The organism is Methylorubrum podarium (assembly GCF_040270385.1).
In the GTDB taxonomy this organism is placed as follows: domain Bacteria; phylum Pseudomonadota; class Alphaproteobacteria; order Rhizobiales; family Beijerinckiaceae; genus Methylobacterium; species Methylobacterium podarium.
This window is the reverse complement of record NZ_JBELQE010000072.1, coordinates 21,008-39,955: the sequence shown is the minus strand read 5'-3', so window position 1 is coordinate 39,955 and position 18,948 is coordinate 21,008. Positions and strand designations below refer to the sequence as shown.

Here is an 18,948-nt window from a genome sequence, read left to right as displayed (position 1 = left end):
GCTACTTGGCCACCAGCAATGCCCAGTAGACCTTGTACTTGGAGCCCGGCGCGTAGGCCGTGGCGATCCCCATGCGCTTGGCCTCCGGCGCGAGCATGACGGCCCGGTGCGGAGGGCTGTCGCGCCACCCCGAGAAGGCCTCCGCGAGGGTGTGGTAGCCTGCCGAGAGATTCGCGTCCGCGCCCTCGTAGCCAAGTCGGGTCACGGCGGCGCGCACCGTCTGGCTCTTGCTCGGCCGATCGGAGACGGCCATGGCGGCGGCCTCGGTCTCGGCCAGCCGCTGCAGTTCCGGATCGATGACGAGCGGCGCGGCGCCGTTGTTGCGGCGATAGGCCGAGATCATGTCCCGGGCCGCGCCCGCGTCGACCGCGGTGCTGCCGGTGGTGAGCGGCAGATACATGCTCGGCAGACCCGTCGCGTCGGGCGTCATCTGCCCCGCGCAACCCTGGAGAAGGGCCACGAGGGCGAGGACCGCGGGGGCGGCGAGGAAGGTCTGACGTCCGAGCACGAAAGCAGCTTTCCCGTGGGCAGACGGCTCAGGTGGGCCTTGCCCGCTGAAAACTCAAGTGTTTCGGCGGCGGCGGCCCCGCTTTCCCCAGGGGGGCGCCGTCGATCGTGCCCCCTCATCCGTGGCGCCGGAGGTTCCCGTCCTGAGACGCGCTTCCCGACCGGCGGGCTGGTTCGCGCGCATCGGACGAAGCGGCTTCGTCGGCCGTGGCCGGGCCTTTCTCGTCGCCCTCCGATCGCGACGCCGCCGGAGGCGCGATCACGTGCGCCGCCGGGCTGCCGACCGCGTGGGCGATCTGTCCGAGGGCGTCGCGCACCGGCTCCAGGCCCTGCACGGTGATGAAGCTCGAGGCCGGTCCCATCGGCGGGATGAACTCGGCGTCGGCCAGCGTCTTGAACACTGAGAAGTTCAGGTCGCTCTGCACCTTCTGGCCGAGATTGACGTCGACCACCATGGCGATCAGCTCGAACTCCAGGAAGGGGTCGCCGATCTTCTTGAACACCACCCGCGGCGCCGGCTCCTTCAGCACGTCCGGGTGCGCCTTGGCGCACTCGACCATCATCTCGGCCGCCTGCACCGGATCCTTGCTGCGCAGAACGCTGACCGAGATGATGACCCGGCCGGTGCGGTCGCCCCGCACGCGGTTCTTCACGATGCCGGAGATCAGGTTCGAGTTCGGTACGATGACGGCCGAGCGGTCGAAGGTCTGGATCTCGGTGGAGCGCACCGAGATGCGCTTCACGATGCCTTCGCTGTCGCCGATGAGCACCTGATCGCCGACCCGGATCGGGCGCTCCCACAGCAGCAGCAGGCCCGAGACGAAGTTGTTGACGATCGACTGGAGGCCGAAACCGATACCCACGGACAGCGCGCCGGCGACGATGGTCAGCTTCTCCAAGCTGAGGCCCAGATAGGAGAAGGCCAGCGCCAAGGCGAGCAGGAAGCCGACATAGCCGGCCACCGTCGAGATCGAGTTGCGCAGGCCCGCATCGAGGTCGGTCGCCGGAAGGTAGGTGTTCTCCAGCCAGCGCTGCACGCCGCGGGTGATGAACACGCCGAGGACGAGGATGCTGACACCGAAGGCGATCGCCGAGAGCGAGATCGTGACGTCGCCGACTTTGAAGCCGAAGAAGGCCGTGCGGACCGACGAGAAGACGTCCGTCGAATCGAGACCCCAGGGCGCCAGCGCGAGCAGCGCGGCGACGGCGATCAGCAGGACGCGGGCGAAACCGGTCGTCAGCACCGCGATCTGGTTCAGCGAGCGCTTGCGCAGGCCGGTATTGGCCTGGAGCGTCGTGGCGATGCGGGTGTCCTCGCACAGCGAGCCGCCGATCAGCACGTCGGCGCTGACGATCAGGAGCCAGAGCAGCACGAGGATGCTCGCGCTCCAGATCAGCTGATCGACGACGAAGGCCGAGAAGGCGACGTAGCCGACGAGCGGCGCGACCGCGATCACGGCGACCGCGACCCAGCCAAGCAGCCGCAGCGGCCCGCCGATGTTCGACGAGGTCTCGGTGCCGACGTAAGGGCCGAAACACTCCTCCTCCTTCTCCGCCGTGTCGGCGAAGCGGTGAAGGCCGATGGCGAGCAGGAGCGCCGCCGTCACGGCGCCGAGGCCGCGCGTGGCGATCGAGATCGGCAGCGCGGCGTAGATCGCCGAGTTCAGCGCCTCGGTCGATTTCGAGACCGTGATGACGACGGCGATGCTGACCGCCAGCGCGTTGATCCGCCACGCCGCGGCGTCCGAGACCGGCGCCGGACGCCAGGCTGGCTTATTGACCGCGAGCAGCGCGTCGCTGGTCGCCTCGACGAAGGCGATGAAGGCGATGCCGCCGAGGATGGTGCTGGCGACCGGCAGGAAGCGGGCCGGCAGCAGCTCGGTCACGTCGAGGGCGAAGTAGACCGCGTAGCTTCCCGCCAGGGCCGGCAACGTCCCGAGCAGGAGCACCCGCCACGCGCCCAGGAGCTTGGCGCGCTTCGAGGGCGTGGCGACGTTGATGTCCCGGCGCCCGAGGGCAGGCGCGATGTTGCGCCGGCCGAAATACAGGGCGAAGGACAGGCCGAGGGCGAGGCCGAGGATCAGCAGGTTCCACAGGCTGCCGTTGCGGCGGACCATGGCCACGGTGTCGTCGAACCCGCTCTTGAGCGAACTGATGTCCCGCGGGATGTCCGCGCCGACCCGCATCCACAGGTCGGGGCTCACCAGCGACGAACTGCGCTCGAACAGACCGCGGGTGAAGGCGGCGCGGCGGCGATTCGAGATCTGATCGACGATCTGGTCGCTCTGCACCAGCAGCGACTTGGCCAGCCTCTGCGTTCCGTCGATGTCGTTGACCGCCTGCTCGCGCTCGGCGCGCTCGCGGGCGACCTCCTCGCTCTCCTCACCCTCCTTCGGCTTCGGGCCGATCTGCGCGAGGCGCTCGCGGGCGGCGTCCAGCCGGGGTCCCAGAAGGTCGATCACCGTCCGCAGCCGGTCGGCGAGCGGGTCGAGACCGTCCCGGGCGCGGGTCAGATCGCCCGCGCCGACATTCGGCCCGGTGATCGCCTTCTCCCGCGAGTCGAGATCCGCTTTGATGGTGTCGAGGCGGTCGCGGAGCGTCTGCAGCGCCTCCGAGACGGGCGCCTTCGGTGCGGCCGGCTTGGCGGCCGGTGCGGCTTGCCCGTTCGCGGGAGCCGGCTGACCGTTCGCCGGCGGCGGCGCGGCGTTCGGCTGCTTGGCGGCCGGTGCTTGCGTCGCCGGTGCCGCCGGCGGACTCCCCTGCCCCACCGCCGCGCTCGGGAGGACGGCGGTCGCGGCCAGCGTCGCGATCAGGGCCGTGCCGCGAACCACATGGCGGAAACGGGAGAGAAGGGAGTGTCGTCGCATAGTCATCCTTCGCGGGAGGAACGGATCGCCTCGGGTCCGCGGCGCTTGAAACAGGTGTCGCTCCGGCTGCGATGCCCGCGCGACCGCGCCGTACCAAAATTTTCTGCCTTATGATGCCCTGAGCTAGGGCCTCGGCCAAACCTGCCGAGGGGCATCGGCCAAACTTTTTGCGATGCACAAAAGGAATGGCGCATCATCGTGGCCCGGTCTCTGCCCGCGTAATGGGGCGAAAGCGTGCGGGAGGACGGCGGAAGTCCCATTTTCAGGGAAAATCGGCGGCCGCGACGTCGCGGACCGCCCGCTCGCCTTCACAAGCTTGTCACGCTGATATTACACTAAGCCGCGATGGACTTGGCCATATCCTCACGCAGCGAGGAGGCGGCGCTGATCGTCCGCCCCGCCACGCTTCGGTTCGAACCGGCACGATTCGCCGGTCGGGGGAGCCGTCGGCTTCAAGGTCCACCCGATTTCCTTCAGTTCCGCCGTCCCGCCGGAGCGCGCCGCGTTCCGGTTGTGGATGTGGCGCGAGCGCGCGCGACGGATCGGAGAGGCGCGGCCGTGTGGGGGCGCCATGCGCTCCGGCACGGTTCCAAGGCGCCTCCCGGACCCCGGCCGTCGCGGGCACGGCATGGCCTTTCGGACCTCAAGCGTCCACGGCCGAGGCGCCCACGGGGCGCCGTCACGAGCAGTGAGTGGCGTCGATGATCGATCTGCAAACCCTGGTGCTCAACGCGGATTACCGGCCGCTTTCCTACAATCCGCTCTCGTTGTGGTCCTGGAAGGACGCATTCACGGCCCTGTTCCTCGACCGCGTCACCCTGGTCGCGAACTACGACATCGAGGCGCACAGTCCGAGCCGCTCCCTCAAGGTGCCGAGCGTCGTCGCCCTCAAGAGCTACGTGGCGCTCGCCCGCAGCCCGGCCTTCACGCGCTACAACATCTACCTGCGCGACACCTTCACCTGCCAATATTGTGGCCTGCGTCTGCCCTCGGGCGGCCTCACCTTCGACCACGTCGTGCCGCGCTCCCGCGGCGGCCTGTCCACCTGGGAAAACGTCGTGGCGGCCTGTTCGCCGTGCAACCTGCGCAAGGCCAACCGCACGCCGGACGAGGCGGAGATGCCCCTCCTCAACGAGCCGCACCGGCCGACGCGCCACGAACTGCACCGCCGCCAGCCGGAGTTCGACCACCGCCAGTATCACCACACCTGGCTCGACTATCTCTACTGGGACAGCGAGCTCGACAGCTGAGCGCGCGTCAGCGCAGCGGCTGCGGCGGCTCGTTGAACATCGGCTGGTTGGTCGGCCGCGGCAGGTAGCCCCGGACGGCAAACCGCTCGACCGGCGGTCGTGCGCGGAAGCGCGGGCGCGGATCGCGATAGGGCATCTCCGGCGGGAGTATCGAGACGGCGGGTCGCGGTGCCGCGCGCCGGATGTGCCCGCCCGCCTCCGCATAGGCGGGTGCCGTGGCGAAGCCGGCAAGACCGAGGGCGGCGAGCGGAAGCAGGTGGCGCATGTCGGCCCTTCGATGGGTCAGGCGGTTCAGAATTTGATGGCGGCGCCACCGCGCACGGTGTTCAGCTCGGCCTTGTGTCCCTGGAAGTCGTTGAACAGGACGTATTGGTACTCGCCGCGCAGCAGGAAGTTCGACGTGATGGCGTATTCGATGCCGCCACCGACGGCGAGGCCGACGACCGTGACCTTCTTCGTCGCCCCGTAGATCGTGCCGGGCGCCGGAATGCTGCCGGGGGGATTGGACTGACTGAACCAGGAGTAGCCGTAGTTCTTGACGTAGGTCGTCGTGCCGCCGGTCTGGTTGGCGCTATAGGCGTTGTTGTCGTAGGCGTAATTCTGAACCGAAACCGTATCGCTGACCGTTGCCCGGCCGACCGCGAGGCCGCCGGTGATGTACGGGAGGAAGCTTCCGAACGCGTAGCCGAGGCGGCCTCGGACGGTTCCGTAATCCTCGATTTCCGTGCTCGCTTGGCCTTTCAGAGCGACGGTGGTGAGGAAGCCATCGTTCGTGATCCGGAAGCGGGCGATTTGGTCGAAAGAAGAGCCCGACCGTCCGAAATACGTGTAGTCGGCTTCGAGGCCGGCGACGACATCGTCGAACTGGTAGTTGACGCCGGCGAACACGCCGTAGCTGGCGCCGCCGGAATGGGTCGCACGCGTCGCGAGATACTGAGACGCGCCCATCTCGACCTCGGCCACCGTGTTCCGGAGCGCATTCGCGACGATCGGCTGGAACGCGTTGGTGAATCCCAGGGCCGCCGACGAGTAGCCGCCATGTCCGCCGACATAGAACCCACTCCAGTCGATCAACGGAGCCGATTCGAGGTAATCGTCGTCGGCGCCGCGCAGAACGCCGTAGTCGAGATCGGCCGCGAGAGCAGGTGACACCAGAACGGAAGTCAGAAGAGCCAGGGTCGCGATACGCATCGTCGTCGTCCTCACGCACCGGGCCGTCATCGCGCCGGGCTGACCCCTCCGTTCTAATTCGGTAACCTTAATTTTCCGTGCCGGATCAACATGGAATGGCGTCCCGGGATGATTGGTACCGTTTGCCGTTGATGGCTTCGGCTCCGCCTTGGGACGACGGAGTGGGACCAAACCCCAAGTGATCGACCGGAAGCCGCATGACACGCCGCTCGGGAGTTCGGATCGACGGCCGGCGGCGTCCGTGATCGCGCATCGGCAGGCGGCCTTCCGGGATGGTGTCTCTCGAAGCGGCTCAAGCAGAAACGGCGCCCGGGTTTCACCCCGGACGCCGTACGGTATCGAGAGACAGGTTCGATCGGCTCAGTTGCCGAAGTTCTGGGCGGAGGGCGAGAGCAGGCTGTCGGCGAAGCGGTAGCGCAGGCCGACCCGGAACTCGTTGGCCGCCAGATCCTTCACGCGGGTGAGGCCGCCATACTCGTCCAGCCCGCTGCGGACCTTGCCGAGATTGATGTAGCGATAGGCCGCGTCGAGGCTGAAGCCGGCGCCGATCTCGTAAGAGACACCGGCGGTCAGGGCCCAGGCGAAGGTCGTGACCGAGTGGTTGGCGCGGAAGGCGGCGTTGCGCGGACCCGTGCCGGCGGCCCCGTCACAGCCGTCGATCACGCAGGTCGTCTGCGTGTAGTTGCGGCTCATGCGCTTGTCGGCAAAGCCGACGCCGGCACCGACGTAGGGCGTGAAGCCGTACCACGTTCCGATATCGGCGTAGACGTTGACGAGCCCCGTCAGCACGTCGACCTTGCCGGCCTCGAGGTTGTAGCCGGTCTGGAACACCGAGCGCGAGGAGTAGCCGCGGAAGGACGAGGCGCCGCGCTGGTCGATCGTCGCGTCGACGCGCAGCCACGGATTGATCTGGTAGCCGACGCCGCCGCCGTAACCCGCTTCCGAGCTCAGCCGCAGCCCAACCAGCGGCGGCATGCCCGGATCGCTCGGATCGGGGATCGCGTCGTCGCGGGGATGCTCGTACCAGGTCTGGGTGAAGTCGCCGCGGAGGTACCAGCCGCTGCCGATGGTCACCGGAGCGACCTCGACCGGGGGCGGCGGCAGCGGCGGCAGATCCGCCGCCGTGGCCGTGCCGGGGAAGGCGAAGGTACCGGTCAGGAGTCCAAGGAGCGTGCCGGTCGCGAGCGTGGCCGCCAGCGCCAGACGATGCGATGCAATCATGGGAAGCCTCGTCGGAGGTGCGGCGGCAGGAAGAGCCCGCGCCTCGATTGACCGCCAGTCTTCCCGATAAAAGTTATAATCGGCTTAACCTTAACCGGCCGGGTTCGCGCTTCGTCGAAAACAGAAACGGCGCGGAGAGGGTCCGCGCCGTTTGGGTGCTGGTCGCTGAACGGGAGCGATCAGTACTTGCGCACGAGAGGCGGAGGCGGCGCGTAATCGACGGCGGCGACCGCGACGGGCGCGCCGAACATGTAGCGCAGACCGACCTTGACGTCGTGCGACTCGAGTTCCTTCACGCGGTAGACCGTCTTCGGGCAGTCCGGCGCGCAGGTGACGACGCCGGTCGTGGCCTCGCCCATGTTAAGGTAGCGATAGGCGGCCTCGAACCGGACGTTCTGCGAGATGGCGTAGCCGAGACCGGCGTGCAGCGCCCAGGCGAAGTTCGTCCGCTCGTTGTGGCGGCCGATCCCGTAGCCGCCCTCGTAGGCGCCGTAGCCCTTGTCGGTCACGCCGCCGAAGCTGTGGTGGGCGACACCGACGCCGGCGCCGACGAACGGCGTGACGCCGTACCACGTTCCGAGATCGATGTAGCCGTTGGCGAGGCCGACGATGGAGTCGAACTTGCCGCTCGTGACGTTGTAGCCGCCGGTATCGCCGAAGGTCTTGTCCTCGGTCGCGAAGCTCCACTTGCTGCGGAACCGGTACTCACCGGTCGCATCGACGCGCAGCCACGGATTGATCTGATAGCCGACGCCGCCGCCGACGAAGTATTGGTTCGAGACCTTGTCCTGCACGACGGCGTATTCGTACGGCTTGGACGGATACGAAACGTCCTCGGCGATGCTCTTGCGCAGGTCGAGCGAGCCGTAGCCGCCATCGACACGCAGGTACCAGCCGCCGGCGAACACCTCCGGTTCGGGCAACGGCGCGGGCATGGGGGGCGGTGGCGGCAGCAGGTCGGCGGCTTGTGCAAGGCAGGGCACCCCGACGCCCGCGAGGAGCGTAAGAGTGCGCGCCAATGCGGGAATTATGGAGCGGCGGCGCATTAAGATATCCTTCACCCGTCGAGCGCGCCGAAAGGTCAGGCCGGCCCGAAATGCGAGTGCAAGGATGTTGTATGGAGGTTAAGCCCGACTTAACGTAAAAAATTAGTCTTGCCGATCTGTTTCATCGATCGGCAAAGCGGCGGGAAATCAATACCAATCGCCGATTGTGCGACCCGGCCGGAAATTGCCTCGCGGCTCCGCTCCGCCCTCGAACTTTACACGCCCTGCGCGTCGCCGGACCGATCCCGGGTCCGGCGATGTCCGCGTGCTTCGCTCCCGCTTCGAGGCGAAGCGGGATCGTGTCGGGAGGGGCGGCTCAGGCCGCCGCGCGGGTGACGGCGTCGACCACCTCGTCGACGACCTCCGCGACGAGGTCGCGGTCGTCGCCCTCGGCCATCACGCGGATGACTGGCTCGGTGCCGGAGGGACGGATCACGAGGCGGCCCGACTGGCCGAGCCGGTCCTTGGCGTGGGCGATGGCCGTGACGACCGAATCCGCCCGCAACGGCTCGCCGGAACGGAAGCGGACATTCTTGAGGATCTGCGGCAGCGGCTCGAAGCAGTGGCAGACCTCGCTCACCGGGAGGTTGCGGCGCTTGACGACGCTGAGGAGCTGCAGGGCGGCGACGAGCCCGTCGCCCGTGGTCGCGTAGTCCGACATGATGATGTGGCCGGACTGCTCTCCGCCGAGATTGTAGCCGTGCTCGCGCATGTGTTCGAGCACGTAGCGGTCGCCGACAGCGGTGCGGGCGAGCGTCAGGCCGAGGCCGTTGATGAAGCGTTCGAGGCCGAGATTCGACATGATCGTCGCCACCAGGCCCGGTTGGGTGAGGCGCTCGTCTTCCTTCCACGAGCGCGCCACCGCCGCCATGAGCTGGTCGCCGTCGACCTTCTGGCCCTTCTCATCGACGATCAGCACGCGGTCCGCGTCGCCGTCGAGGGCGATGCCGACATCGGCGCGCAGCTCCCGCACCTTCTGGACGAGGGTCTCCGGGGCGGTGGAACCGACATCCTGGTTGATGTTGAAGCCGTCGGGCTCGACGCCGATGGAGATCACCTCGGCGCCGAGTTCCCAGAGGGTCTCCGGGGCGACGCGGTAGGCGGCGCCGTTGGCGCAGTCCACGACGACGCGCAGGCCGTCGAGGGTGACGTGGCGCGGCAGCGTGCGCTTGGCGAACTCGATGTAGCGGGCATGCACGCTCTCGATCCGCTTGGCGCGGCCGAGGTCGCGCGAGCCGGCGAGGCGGCGGCGCATGTCGCCGTCGATCAGGCTCTCGATCTCGAGCTCCAGATCGTCGTTGAGCTTGAACCCGTCGGGGCCGAACAGCTTGATGCCGTTGTCCTCGAACGGGTTGTGCGAGGCCGAGATCATCACGCCGATATCGGCGCGCATGGAACGGGTCAGCATCGCGACGGCGGGCGTCGGCATCGGCCCCAGGAGCAGCACGTCCATGCCGACGGAGGTGAAGCCGGCCACGAGCGCGGTCTCGATCATGTAGCCCGACAGCCGGGTGTCCTTGCCGATGACGACGCGGTGGCGGTGGTCGCCGCGCTGGAAGATCAGGCCCGCGGCCTGCCCGACCTTGAGGGCGAGTTCCGGCGTGATGACGCCGTTGGCCCGTCCGCGGATGCCGTCGGTTCCGAAGTGTTTGCGCAACGTCGCTTCTCCGCGCTCGGCGTGGCTGGCAGCTGGCCACGTTACCAGAACAGGACCCGGCCGGCGGAGCGGAACGCGGGCTTGGTGAATCGGTTGCTCCGCGACAAAGGCGGTCGAAATGGGGCGACCGGCCGCCTTCCGCCGCCGTTAGCGAAGAACCTGCGGGGCGGCCGAGACGAGCAGGGCGATGCCCGAGACGGTGAGAAGCCCGAGGACGAGCCTGCGGAAGCCGGCTTCGCTCAATCCGACATAGGCGCGGGTGCCGAGAATCGTCGGGATCAGCATGGCCGGCAGGACTACCAGGATCATCGGCAGCATGGTCCAGGTGACGAGGCCGGAGGCGACGTAGACCGCCAGCGTCACGGCCAGCATCGACAGGTTGAAGTTCTGGATGACCGCGCGCTGCACATCCCGCTCGTAGCCGCGGAGCGTGCACCAGAGCGTCGGCAGCGTGCCCGTGAATCCGCCGAGACCGCCGAGGATGCCGCCGCCGAGGCCGATGGCGGCGTCGGCGATGCGTCCGCCGACGGTGATCCGCGGCAGATCCTTCGACAGCAGCATCGCCGGGCACCACAGGACGAGGAGGGTCCCGAGGATCGCCTTGAACCAGTGCATGTCGAGATGCGGCAGCAGGAAAGCGCCGAGCGGGATGCCGGCGAGGCCGCCGAGCACGAACGGCGCCAGCAACCCGACCGCGAAGCCCCGACGCACGGTCACGGCGGCGACGACCTGACCGGCGAGAGCCCCGGTGACGGCGAGGGCGGCCGCGAGCTGGGGATCGATGACCCACGCCCAGATCGACATGGCGACGAGGCCGAAGGCGAAGCCGGACAATCCCTGCACGAAGCCGGCGACGGCCGCGCCGAGGGCGACGATCAGGTAGACCGAACTCGGCATCGTCGCCGTTCCGTCCGTGGTTCGAGAGGTGGTGTGGGCCGTCGATCCCGCGGGATTATGCGGCCACGAAAAAAGGGGCGCCTCGCGGCGCCCCCTTCCCTGTCCGATCGGCCGTTCAGCCCTGCGGCTGCGGGCTCGGCTCCAGCCCGCCGTCGCTGCCGCGGGGGCGGCCGCGACCGGTCGAGGGAACCGGCGACCCGCGCGCCGGGGTCGGCGGCACGTCGCCCGAATCGCGCACCGGCGGCTCGCCCTGGAGCAGCTTGCGGATCTCCTCGCCGGACAGGGTCTCGTATTCGAGCAGGCCCTGCGCCAGCGCTTCCAGGTCGTCCTTGTGCTCGGCGAGGATGCGGCGCGCCTCTTCCAGGCCGGCCTCGACGAGGCGGCGAACCTCGGCGTCGATCTTCTGGGCGGTCGCCTCCGAGACCGTCTGCTGACGGCCCATCGACATGCCGAGGAAGACCTCATCGTTGTTGTCGCCGTAGGCCACGGTGCCGAGTTCCGGCGAGAAGCCCCAGCGGGTGACCATCATCTTGGCCAGCCGCGTCGCCTGCTCGATGTCGGACTGGGCGCCCGAGGTCACCTTCTCGGGGCCGAAGATCATCTCCTCGGCGATGCGCCCGCCCATCATGATGGCGAGCCGCGAGGTCATCTGCTCGAACGACATCGACAGCTTGTCGCGCTCGGGCAGCTGCATGACCATGCCCAGCGCACGGCCGCGCGGAATGATCGTGGCCTTGTGGACCGGATCGGTCGCCGGGACGTTGAGCGCGACGATGGCGTGGCCGCCCTCGTGGTAGGCGGTCAGCCGCTTCTCGTCCTCGGTCATGACCAGGGTGCGCCGCTCGGCGCCCATCATCACCTTGTCCTTGGCGTCCTCGAACTCGTGCATCGTCACGATGCGTTTTCCGCGACGAGCCGCGAGAAGGGCGGACTCGTTGACGAGGTTCATCAGGTCGGCACCGGAGAAGCCGGGCGTGCCGCGGGCGATGGTCTTGAGGTCGACGTCGGGCGCCAGCGGCACTTTGCGGACGTGGACCCGCAGGATGCGCTCGCGGCCGGTGACGTCCGGGTTCGGCACCATGATCTGGCGGTCGAAGCGGCCGGGACGCAGCAGCGCCGGGTCGAGCACGTCGGGGCGGTTGGTCGCCGCGATGATGATTACGCCCTCGTTGGCCTCGAACCCGTCCATCTCCACGAGGAGCTGGTTGAGGGTCTGCTCGCGCTCGTCGTTGCCGCCGCCCAGGCCGGCGCCGCGATGGCGGCCGACCGCGTCGATCTCGTCGATGAAGATGATGCAGGGCGCGTTCTTCTTGGCCTGCTCGAACATGTCGCGCACGCGGGAGGCGCCGACGCCGACGAACATCTCGACGAAGTCGGAGCCCGAGATCGTGAAGAACGGCACGTTGGCCTCACCCGCGACCGCGCGGGCGATCAGGGTCTTACCGGTGCCGGGCGGGCCGACGAGCAGCACGCCGCGCGGGATGCGGCCGCCGAGGCGCTGGAACTTCTGCGGGTCGCGCAGGAACTCGACGATCTCTTGCAGATCCTCCTTGGCCTCCTCGACGCCGGCCACATCCTCGAAGGAGACGCGCCCATGCGCCTCGTTGAGGAGCTTGGCCTTCGACTTGCCGAACCCCATGGCGCGGCCTGCGCCGGACTGCATCTGGCGCGAGAGGAAGATCCAGGCGCCGATGAACACGAGGATCGGCAGCCAGCTCACGAGAAGCTGGATGAACCAGGGCGTGTTGTCGGAGGGCGGACGCGCGGTGATCTGCACGCCTTTGCTCTGGAGCTTCGAAACGAGGCTCGGATCGTTGGGGATGTAGCTCGAGAAGTTGCCGCCGCCCACATACGTGCCGCTGACGTCCTGACCGGAGATCGTGACGGACTGGATCTTGCCGGCATCGGCGTCGTTCAGGAGCTGGCTGTAGGCGATCTCGCTGCCGCCGCCACGGTGACCCGGGTTCTGGAACAGGGTCACGAGGGCGAGCACAAGCAGGAAGATGACGACCCACAGGGCGAAATTGCGGAAATTCGGGTTCATCGATCGGTCCTGGGAGGCGTGCGAGCGTCGTCCCGCAAGGTCGCGGCATACCCCACGCGCTCGGAGCCAATGTAGGCGGCGCCCCTTCGGTTGCCAAGTAAATCGGTTGCGCCTGCGGCGAGGGCGACCGCGTCGCGTCAGCGGCGCTTCGCGAATACCCTGCGCGGCGGGGCGGCGGCGAGGCGGATCGCCCCCTTCCGGTCGGTCTCGATGAGGACGCCGCGAAGGGTGCGGCGCAGCGCCCTCCCCTCGGCCAGGGCCGGCAGCAGCGCTTCGAGAACAAGGGTTTCGAGCCGTTCCAGGCGCTTCGGGACGGGTGGCTCGTGGTCCGGCGCGATCCCGTCGAGCGCCGCGTCGAGGACGCGCAGGACGATCGCTTCCGGCTCGCGGCGCAGGCGGTGACCGTCGAGGTGGAGCCCGCCTTCGCTGCTCGCCGCGATCTCCGAGAACACTGTCTGACTAAGCTGCTCCAGCGCCGCGTCGTCCCGCCCGGCGCGGGCGGCGAGACGGCCGATTCGTGCCGCGGTCAGGCCCTCCTCCTCCAGCAGGGGCAGGAGGCGACGCAAGCGGGCGCGGGCGAAGCGCTCGTCGGCGTTGGAGGGATCGCGCAGGAACGGAAGACCGTTCCGCTCGCAATAGGCCACGAGGTCGATCTTCGGGATGTCGAGGAAGGGCCGCACCAGCCGGATGCCCGGCGCCAGCGGGCGTTCGCCGCGCATTCCGGCGAGGCCGGACGGGCTGCTTCCGGCCATGAGCCGCATCAGGACGGTCTCGGCCTGATCGTCGAGGGTGTGCGCGGTGAGAACGAGCCCGGCGCCGATCCGGGCGGCATGGTCCGCGAGGAGCCGGTAGCGGGCGTCGCGCGCCGCCGCCTGGATCCCGCTGTCGCGCCGCGGCGCCTCCCAGGTCAGGATCGTGTGGACGAGACCGAGTTCGGCCGCGAGGCGCCCGACCCCTTCCGCCTCCGCGGCCGATCCCGCCCGCAGCCCGTGATCGACGGTGGCGACCTGGACCCGCCCCCCCGCCGAGCGGGCCGCATGCATCAGTGCCGTGGAATCAGGCCCGCCGGAGACCGCGAGCAGGATGGAAGACGTCGCCCTGTCGAGGAGCGGGGCAAGGGCGCGGGCGAGCCGTTCGTCGAGGGACGCGGGCGCGTCGCTCAAGCGGCGCAGCGGGCGCGCTTCTGCTCCCGCTCGACACCCTGGCGCACGCCGGCGCCCGCACCCGGGAACTTCCGCTCGACCTCGGCGAGCGTGGCGCAGGCCTGAGCCTTGGCCCCGAGCGCGTGCAGGGAGGCGCCGAGCTTCAGCATCGCCTCCGGGGCGACGGGCGAGTTGGCGTAATCGGTCGAGACCTTGAGGAACTGCTCCGCCGCCTCGCGGGAGCGGTTGCGCTGGAGGTAGCTCTCACCGAGCCAGTAGGTCGCCTTGGGCACCAGCCGGTCGCGGGGATGCGACTGGATGAACTGGCGCAGGCTCATCTCGGCCTGCTCGTACTGGCGCTCGCGGATCAGGGTGTAGGCCGCCTCGAAATCGGCCTGCGCGTCGCCGCTGCCGGTGGCGGCGATGCTGGCGCCGGCGGCGGGCACCTCGACCGGCTCGATCGAGCCGGTGCGCGCGGGCGGGGGCGAGAGATCGACCGGGCCGCCGAAGCCGGGCGGCGGCAGGTCCATGTCGTCGGAAGCGCCTGCATCCGCGTCCGCCACCGTCGGCGGAACGGACCGGCGCAGGGGCGTCTCGGCCTCGGCGATGGCGCCGGTGGGCAGCGGGAGCGAGGGCTGCGTCGTCCCGAGCGGCTTCGGAGCGCCCGGCGCGTTCGGGTTCTGCTCGGGATCGAAGGCATCGCTGCGCTTGCCCGGCCGGCCCTCGCCGGGATTGGTGCCGTAGGGCGCGGCGGAGGGCGGCGACGCGGCGGGCGCGGGCGCCTTGCGGGCGGGGGCGGCGGCGCTCCCCTTCCCTTCCTGGAAGCGGAACTCGACATCCTCCTGGAACTTCCGAAGCTGTTCCTTGAGCTGCCGGTTCTCGTACTGGAGCGTCTCGATCTGCCCGGAGAGCTGCCGGGAGACGTTCTCCAGGCGGTTGAGGCGCACCACGAGTTCCGAGGCGTCCTGCGCCTGCGCGGCGCACAGGGCAGCCGACGAGACCGCGAGACCGAGTCCGAGGGTGAGGAGGAGGCGACGGAACATGGCGGCTGGCACCGATCGGTCTACTGGCTCGCGGCCGTCTTCGCGCCTCTCACGAACCGCCCGCCCCGCCATCGCGGCGAGAGCGGCTCCGGTGGATCACCGGGAATTCGACGAGGCACGCTCACCCGTTAGCAGAAGGCCCGGTCGGCCGCAAAACCGGGCCTCGACGGGTCTCAGGAGCCGGCGCCGCCGTCGAGGACGCTGACGGCGCGGCGGTTCTGCGACCAGCAGGAGATGTCGTTGCACACCGCCACCGGACGCTCCTTGCCGTAGGAGACGGTGCGCATCCGCGAGGCCGCAATGCCGCGGGAGGCGAGATAATCCTGAACGGTCTGCGCGCGCCGGGCACCGAGCGAGTAGTTGTACTCGCGCGTGCCGCGCTCGTCGGCGTGCCCCTCGATGAGGAAGCTGTAGCGCGGATAGCGCTGGAGCCAGGACGCCTGCTTGTCGAGGGTCGCGGTGGCGGTCGGCGTGAGATCGGTCGAGTCGGATTCGAAGAACACCCGGTCGCCGACATTCACGACGAAATCCTGGGCGCTGCCGGGGCGTGCCACGCCGCCGGCGCCGCCCGCTCCGAAGCCGGAGGCGTCGGCGAGATCGCTGTCCTTGCTGCAGGCGCCGAGCCCGAGGGCGGCGCAGAGTGCCAGCGTCAGGGAAAGCCCACGGAAGCGCGCGGGTGTCGACATCGTCTCTCTCCTCACGGCCGAGCCGTGCCGGTTGTTCTGCCGGTGCCCGCCACGATCGTTCGGCGATCGGGGCCGGCTCCGAGTTCCTGCGTGGATGAGGCCTCGGTCACCGCACGCGTTTTGCGTCGGCCGAGGGCTTGCTCATCCCCGATGCTAGCCGAGGATGGTTAAGTGTCCCTCACAGTGGCGCCCGCGCCGCTGTCTGCCCGTGAGACGGGTCGCCTCCTCGCGCGGACGACACGGTGCGATCGCGACCGTGACAAGCTCGGCCGCAACCGGGGCCAGTGTTCAGCCGATGATTGCGGCGCGCCGTGGGCGCAGACCTAGAACGCGCCGCTTTACCCTTTGATGTTGCAGCGCAGCAACAGCGCGGTCGTCAGGCCGCGCGCAGGGTCGCGATCGCCTGCCGCGCATGGCGGGCGGCGTGGATGGCGGTTCCGAGCGGCACCGCGATCTCCGCTCCGCTGAGGCAGGCCCGCTCCAGGGCCGCACAGGCCCCCGACAGATCGTGGAAGGAGAGCCCGCCGCTCGACGAGACGAGGATGTGCGCGTCCTGAGCCAGCCGCGACGGCTCGCTCGCGGGCGGATCGAAGCGATTCGCGATCTCGCGGTCGAGGACGTCGAGCAGGTCCATGAGGCGGGACCGGCCGAACAGCTCCTCCAGCTCGGCGAGAGCGTCGGCATCGAAGGCGGCCATCGGGGCGGAGCCGGGCCGATGCGCGGCGGGCTGGTTCATTTCATTGCTCGGCTTTGCGAAAGATTGGTATGCAGCAGTCGAGTTAACGAAGCATTAACCGTTCGACCGTGTGATGAGCACACCCCGAAATTGGATAAGGGCCATGTCGTCCGTCACGACCGTGCTCATCGTCGAGGACAATTACCTGTTGTTGGAGATGCTGACGCGGCTGTGCGAGCGCGAGGGCATGCGCGTGCTGGCGGCGTCCAGCGGCGAGGCCGCGCTCACGGTGCTGCGGGACGGGGGCGAGTCCATCGATTGGCTGTTCACCGACATCGTCCTGCCGGGCCTCATCGACGGCTGGACCGTCGCGAGGGCCTATCGCGAGCGTCATCCGCAGCGGCCGGTCGTCTATGCCTCGACGGCGCCGCAGATCGAGAGCCGGACGGTTCCGGGCAGCTACTATCTCCGCAAGCCGTTCGAAACGCGGGAGATCGTGGAGCTCGCCAGCCTGATGGCCGGGCGCCCCGGCGAAGGCAGGGGCCGCGCCGCCGGCTGAACGCGTGCGCGCCGGATCGCGCTATGCCGCCGCGTCGAAGAGTGCGCGGATGTCCGGCTCCGTTCCCCAGGTCTCAAGGCGCGTGCAGGTGAGATCCTGCGGCCGGTGCCGCGCGTAGAGCGCGAAACTCTCGGCCACGAAATCGGGCAGGTCGAGCAGGCGCGGCGGAGCGCGCCGGCCGTCCCCCTTGAACAGGTTCGAACCCGCCACGCCGTAGCGCTCGGCGATCCCCGGCAGGACCGGCCAGACCGGCTCGATCGCCAGGGTGTCGGGCGCGTAAGCCTCGACCTGGATATCGAGCGGATCGCAGCCCGCCTCGCGGGCGAGGCGCCGGGCGATGTCGCCGAGCACGAGAAGCCGCGGGTGGTTGATGACGTGCATGAACACGCCGCCCCGGCTCCACAGCGCGAATTCCCGGTCGAGGCCGAACCCGACGTCGCGGGCGGTGCGCAGCAGGTAGTCCGCGCTCCGCTGCCACAGGTCGAAATAGCCGAGCCGCTCGAAGACGGCGCCGGTATAGAGCCGCAGGGTCGCCTCGACGCTGAGGCCCCGGCGGAAACCCTGAAGGGCAATCGCCGAGTGATACGGCCCGATCGGCGAGGCGACGAGCCGCGACAGGCGCAGGCTCGCCTCGTCGCCGACATGGACGAGATCGGGGTGGAAGCCGGAAAACAGGATCGTCGGGAAGAGCCGCAGGCCCGGCACCCGCTCGGCCAGCCCGTGGACGTTGCCGCCCGCGACGAAGCCCACGGGGAAGAACTGCGAGAAGACGAGATCGTGGTCCCGCAGATGGTGCGCCAGCCGGTCGATATGCCCGAACCGGCGGGCGAGCCCGGCGACGAGGATCGTCTCGACCGCGGCGCCCGGCAGCAGCAGGCGCAGGGCCTGCGCGATGCCGGTGGCTTGGCAATTGCCGATCACCGCGATGCGCGGGCGGCCCGTCGGCTGCCGCCACGGTCTCGCCCAGGATCGCGGGGAGAACGGGCGCGCTGCCGCGGCCTGGACGACCGGGACGATCGGCTTGAAAAGGGCGGGGAGCGGGGCCAAGCGGCGCGCGGCCTCTCGCGGGCGGGCGTGCAGGATCGGATCAGGCGATGAACCCTTACCGCGATCTACCGGCCGAGCGGTTCTGGCGCAAGGCGGTGGCAGGCGTGCCGCCCTTCGCCGTCGATCCGGGCCCGCGCGACGTGTTCCGAATCGCGCGCACCGACCGGGTCGCGACCGCCGGCTCCTGTTTCGCGCAGCGCGTCTCGCAGGCGCTCGCCCGCGGTGGTTTCCGCTACTACGTCACGGAAGCCGCGCCCGACGGGATGACCGAGGCCCAGGTGTCGGCGCGCCAGTACGGCACCTTCTCGGCCCGCTACGGCAATCTCTACGGCCCCCGCCAGTTCGTGCAATTGTTCGACCGGGCCTTCGGCTCCTTCGAGCCGGAGCTCAAGGCGTGGCGGCGGGAGGACGGACGCTTCGTCGATCCGTTCCGCCCGACCATCGAGCCCGACGGGTTCGCTGACGAGGCGGCGGTGATCGAGGCCCGCGACCACCATCTCGCCCGCGTCCGCGAGCTGTTCGAGACCCTCGACGTGTTGGTCGTGACGCTCGGCCTCACCGAGGGTTGGCGCTGCCGCGCCGACGGGGCGGCGCTGTCCCTCGCACCAGGTGTCGCCGGCGGGCGGTTCGATCCGGACGAGGTCGCCTTCGTCAACGCGAACACCGCGGAGGTGATCGCTGACGTCTCCGGCTTCCTCGACCGCCTCTGGAGCGTGAACGCCGCCGCGCGCGTCGTCCTGACGGTCTCGCCGGTGCCGCTGATCGCGACCTACCGCGACCAGCACGTGCTCGTCGCGAACGCGCATTCGAAGGCGGTCCTGCGCGCCGCCGCCGGAGAGGTGTGCGAGCGCGGCGACCCGCGGCTCGTCTACTTTCCCTCCTACGAGATCATCACGAGCCACACCAACGGCGGACGGTACTACGAGGAGGACCAGCGCAGCATCGCCGAGGCCGGCGTCGCGCACGTGATGCGCGCCTTCATGGCGAGCCTCTCACCCGGATCGGTCGAGCGGCGGGAGCCGCCTCCGTCCCCGGCCAGCGAGGCGGAATTCGCCGGCACGGCGGGCGTCATCTGCGACGAGGAGACGATCGAGCGCAGCCTCGCCTGAGGCGAG

17 protein-coding genes are annotated in these 18,948 nt (G+C 69.4%); 3 read left to right on the top strand and 14 right to left on the bottom strand.

The features are described from left to right. Position 1 precedes the first annotated feature (1 nt). Together ABS772_RS12435 and ABS772_RS12430 are read right to left on the bottom strand one after the other, a co-directional pair. Positions 2-508, bottom strand: coding sequence for a CAP domain-containing protein (locus ABS772_RS12435; RefSeq protein ID WP_350394915.1), 507 nt, complete (start codon positions 506-508; stop codon positions 2-4). 115 nt (positions 509-623) lie between these two features. Continuing rightward, the gene (locus ABS772_RS12430; RefSeq protein WP_350394913.1) at positions 624-3,374 is read right to left on the bottom strand and encodes a DUF3772 domain-containing protein; all 2,751 of its coding nucleotides are present in this window, start codon (positions 3,372-3,374) and stop codon (positions 624-626) included. 701 nt (positions 3,375-4,075) lie between these two features. Here ABS772_RS12430 and ABS772_RS12425 point away from each other — a divergent pair. After that, positions 4,076-4,624: an HNH endonuclease gene (locus ABS772_RS12425; RefSeq protein ID WP_012457067.1), complete on the top strand. Its 549-nt coding sequence runs from the start codon at positions 4,076-4,078 to the stop codon at positions 4,622-4,624. A gap of 7 nt (positions 4,625-4,631) precedes the next feature. Here ABS772_RS12425 and ABS772_RS12420 read toward each other — a convergent pair whose 3' ends face one another. The 11 genes from ABS772_RS12420 to ABS772_RS12370 all read right to left on the bottom strand — a co-directional run bounded on the left by ABS772_RS12420 (position 4,632) and on the right by ABS772_RS12370 (position 16,287). Further along, on the bottom strand, positions 4,632-4,889 hold the full coding sequence (locus ABS772_RS12420) for a hypothetical protein (RefSeq protein ID WP_350394911.1): 258 nt from the start codon (positions 4,887-4,889) through the stop codon (positions 4,632-4,634). Positions 4,890-4,915: 26 nt separating this feature from the next. After that, entirely contained in the window at positions 4,916-5,815 is a 900-nt protein-coding gene (locus tag ABS772_RS12415; RefSeq protein WP_238255846.1) for an outer membrane protein, read from the bottom strand. Positions 5,816-6,175: 360 nt separating this feature from the next. Then, positions 6,176-7,036, bottom strand: a complete 861-nt coding sequence (locus tag ABS772_RS12410; protein ID WP_350394909.1) for an outer membrane protein — start codon at positions 7,034-7,036, stop codon at positions 6,176-6,178. 179 nt (positions 7,037-7,215) lie between these two features. Continuing rightward, complete coding sequence (locus ABS772_RS12405; RefSeq protein ID WP_350394908.1) at positions 7,216-8,082, bottom strand: outer membrane protein; 867 nt, start codon at positions 8,080-8,082, stop codon at positions 7,216-7,218. 316 nt (positions 8,083-8,398) lie between these two features. Beyond that, positions 8,399-9,739, bottom strand: coding sequence for a phosphoglucosamine mutase (gene glmM / locus ABS772_RS12400; RefSeq protein ID WP_238255833.1), 1,341 nt, complete (start codon positions 9,737-9,739; stop codon positions 8,399-8,401). A 147-nt stretch (positions 9,740-9,886) separates the two neighbouring features. Next, positions 9,887-10,636, bottom strand: coding sequence for a sulfite exporter TauE/SafE family protein (locus ABS772_RS12395; protein ID WP_238255834.1), 750 nt, complete (start codon positions 10,634-10,636; stop codon positions 9,887-9,889). 115 nt (positions 10,637-10,751) lie between these two features. Next, entirely contained in the window at positions 10,752-12,680 is a 1,929-nt protein-coding gene (gene ftsH / locus ABS772_RS12390; protein ID WP_238255835.1) for an ATP-dependent zinc metalloprotease FtsH, read from the bottom strand. 137 nt (positions 12,681-12,817) lie between these two features. Beyond that, entirely contained in the window at positions 12,818-13,843 is a 1,026-nt protein-coding gene (gene tilS, locus ABS772_RS12385) for a tRNA lysidine(34) synthetase TilS (RefSeq protein WP_350394905.1), read from the bottom strand. Beyond that, positions 13,840-14,865, bottom strand: a complete 1,026-nt coding sequence (gene ybgF / locus ABS772_RS12380; RefSeq protein WP_350394903.1) for a tol-pal system protein YbgF — start codon at positions 14,863-14,865, stop codon at positions 13,840-13,842. Before ybgF ends, tilS begins: the two co-directional genes overlap by 4 nt. Positions 14,866-15,038: 173 nt before the next feature. Further along, positions 15,039-15,551, bottom strand: a complete 513-nt coding sequence (pal, locus tag ABS772_RS12375; RefSeq protein WP_238255838.1) for a peptidoglycan-associated lipoprotein Pal — start codon at positions 15,549-15,551, stop codon at positions 15,039-15,041. Between the two features lie 376 nt (positions 15,552-15,927). Next, complete coding sequence (locus tag ABS772_RS12370) at positions 15,928-16,287, bottom strand: hypothetical protein (RefSeq protein ID WP_350394902.1); 360 nt, start codon at positions 16,285-16,287, stop codon at positions 15,928-15,930. 103 nt (positions 16,288-16,390) lie between these two features. On the opposite strand from ABS772_RS12370, the gene ABS772_RS12365 reads away from it, so the two are divergent. After that, on the top strand, positions 16,391-16,786 hold the full coding sequence (locus ABS772_RS12365) for a response regulator (RefSeq protein WP_350394900.1): 396 nt from the start codon (positions 16,391-16,393) through the stop codon (positions 16,784-16,786). A 21-nt stretch (positions 16,787-16,807) separates the two neighbouring features. On the opposite strand, the gene ABS772_RS12360 is transcribed toward ABS772_RS12365, so the two are convergent. Beyond that, positions 16,808-17,833, bottom strand: coding sequence for a WcbI family polysaccharide biosynthesis putative acetyltransferase (locus tag ABS772_RS12360; protein WP_350394898.1), 1,026 nt, complete (start codon positions 17,831-17,833; stop codon positions 16,808-16,810). 47 nt (positions 17,834-17,880) lie between these two features. On the opposite strand from ABS772_RS12360, the gene ABS772_RS12355 reads away from it, so the two are divergent. Continuing rightward, positions 17,881-18,942 carry a GSCFA domain-containing protein gene (locus ABS772_RS12355; protein ID WP_350394896.1) on the top strand — a complete coding sequence of 354 codons (1,062 nt, stop codon included), beginning with the start codon at positions 17,881-17,883 and terminating at the stop codon, positions 18,940-18,942. Positions 18,943-18,948 lie beyond the last annotated feature (6 nt).

Bases quoted from the DNA above. Each gene is read 5' to 3' on its own strand.
- ABS772_RS12405 (WP_350394908.1), bottom strand. From the start codon at position 8,082: ATGCGCCGCCGCTCCATAATTCCCGCATTGGCGCGCACTCTTACGCTC.
- ABS772_RS12370 (WP_350394902.1), bottom strand. From the start codon at position 16,287: ATGAACCAGCCCGCCGCGCATCGGCCCGGCTCCGCCCCGATGGCCGCC.
- ABS772_RS12365 (WP_350394900.1), top strand. From the start codon at position 16,391: ATGTCGTCCGTCACGACCGTGCTCATCGTCGAGGACAATTACCTGTTG.
- ABS772_RS12410 (WP_350394909.1), bottom strand. From the start codon at position 7,036: ATGATTGCATCGCATCGTCTGGCGCTGGCGGCCACGCTCGCGACCGGC.
- pal (WP_238255838.1), bottom strand. From the start codon at position 15,551: ATGTCGACACCCGCGCGCTTCCGTGGGCTTTCCCTGACGCTGGCACTC.
- ABS772_RS12415 (WP_238255846.1), bottom strand. From the start codon at position 5,815: ATGCGTATCGCGACCCTGGCTCTTCTGACTTCCGTTCTGGTGTCACCT.
- ftsH (WP_238255835.1), bottom strand. From the start codon at position 12,680: ATGAACCCGAATTTCCGCAATTTCGCCCTGTGGGTCGTCATCTTCCTG.
- ABS772_RS12420 (WP_350394911.1), bottom strand. From the start codon at position 4,889: ATGCGCCACCTGCTTCCGCTCGCCGCCCTCGGTCTTGCCGGCTTCGCC.
- ABS772_RS12395 (WP_238255834.1), bottom strand. From the start codon at position 10,636: ATGCCGAGTTCGGTCTACCTGATCGTCGCCCTCGGCGCGGCCGTCGCC.
- ABS772_RS12430 (WP_350394913.1), bottom strand. From the start codon at position 3,374: ATGCGACGACACTCCCTTCTCTCCCGTTTCCGCCATGTGGTTCGCGGC.
- ybgF (WP_350394903.1), bottom strand. From the start codon at position 14,865: ATGTTCCGTCGCCTCCTCCTCACCCTCGGACTCGGTCTCGCGGTCTCG.
- ABS772_RS12425 (WP_012457067.1), top strand. From the start codon at position 4,076: ATGATCGATCTGCAAACCCTGGTGCTCAACGCGGATTACCGGCCGCTT.
- ABS772_RS12355 (WP_350394896.1), top strand. From the start codon at position 17,881: ATGAACCCTTACCGCGATCTACCGGCCGAGCGGTTCTGGCGCAAGGCG.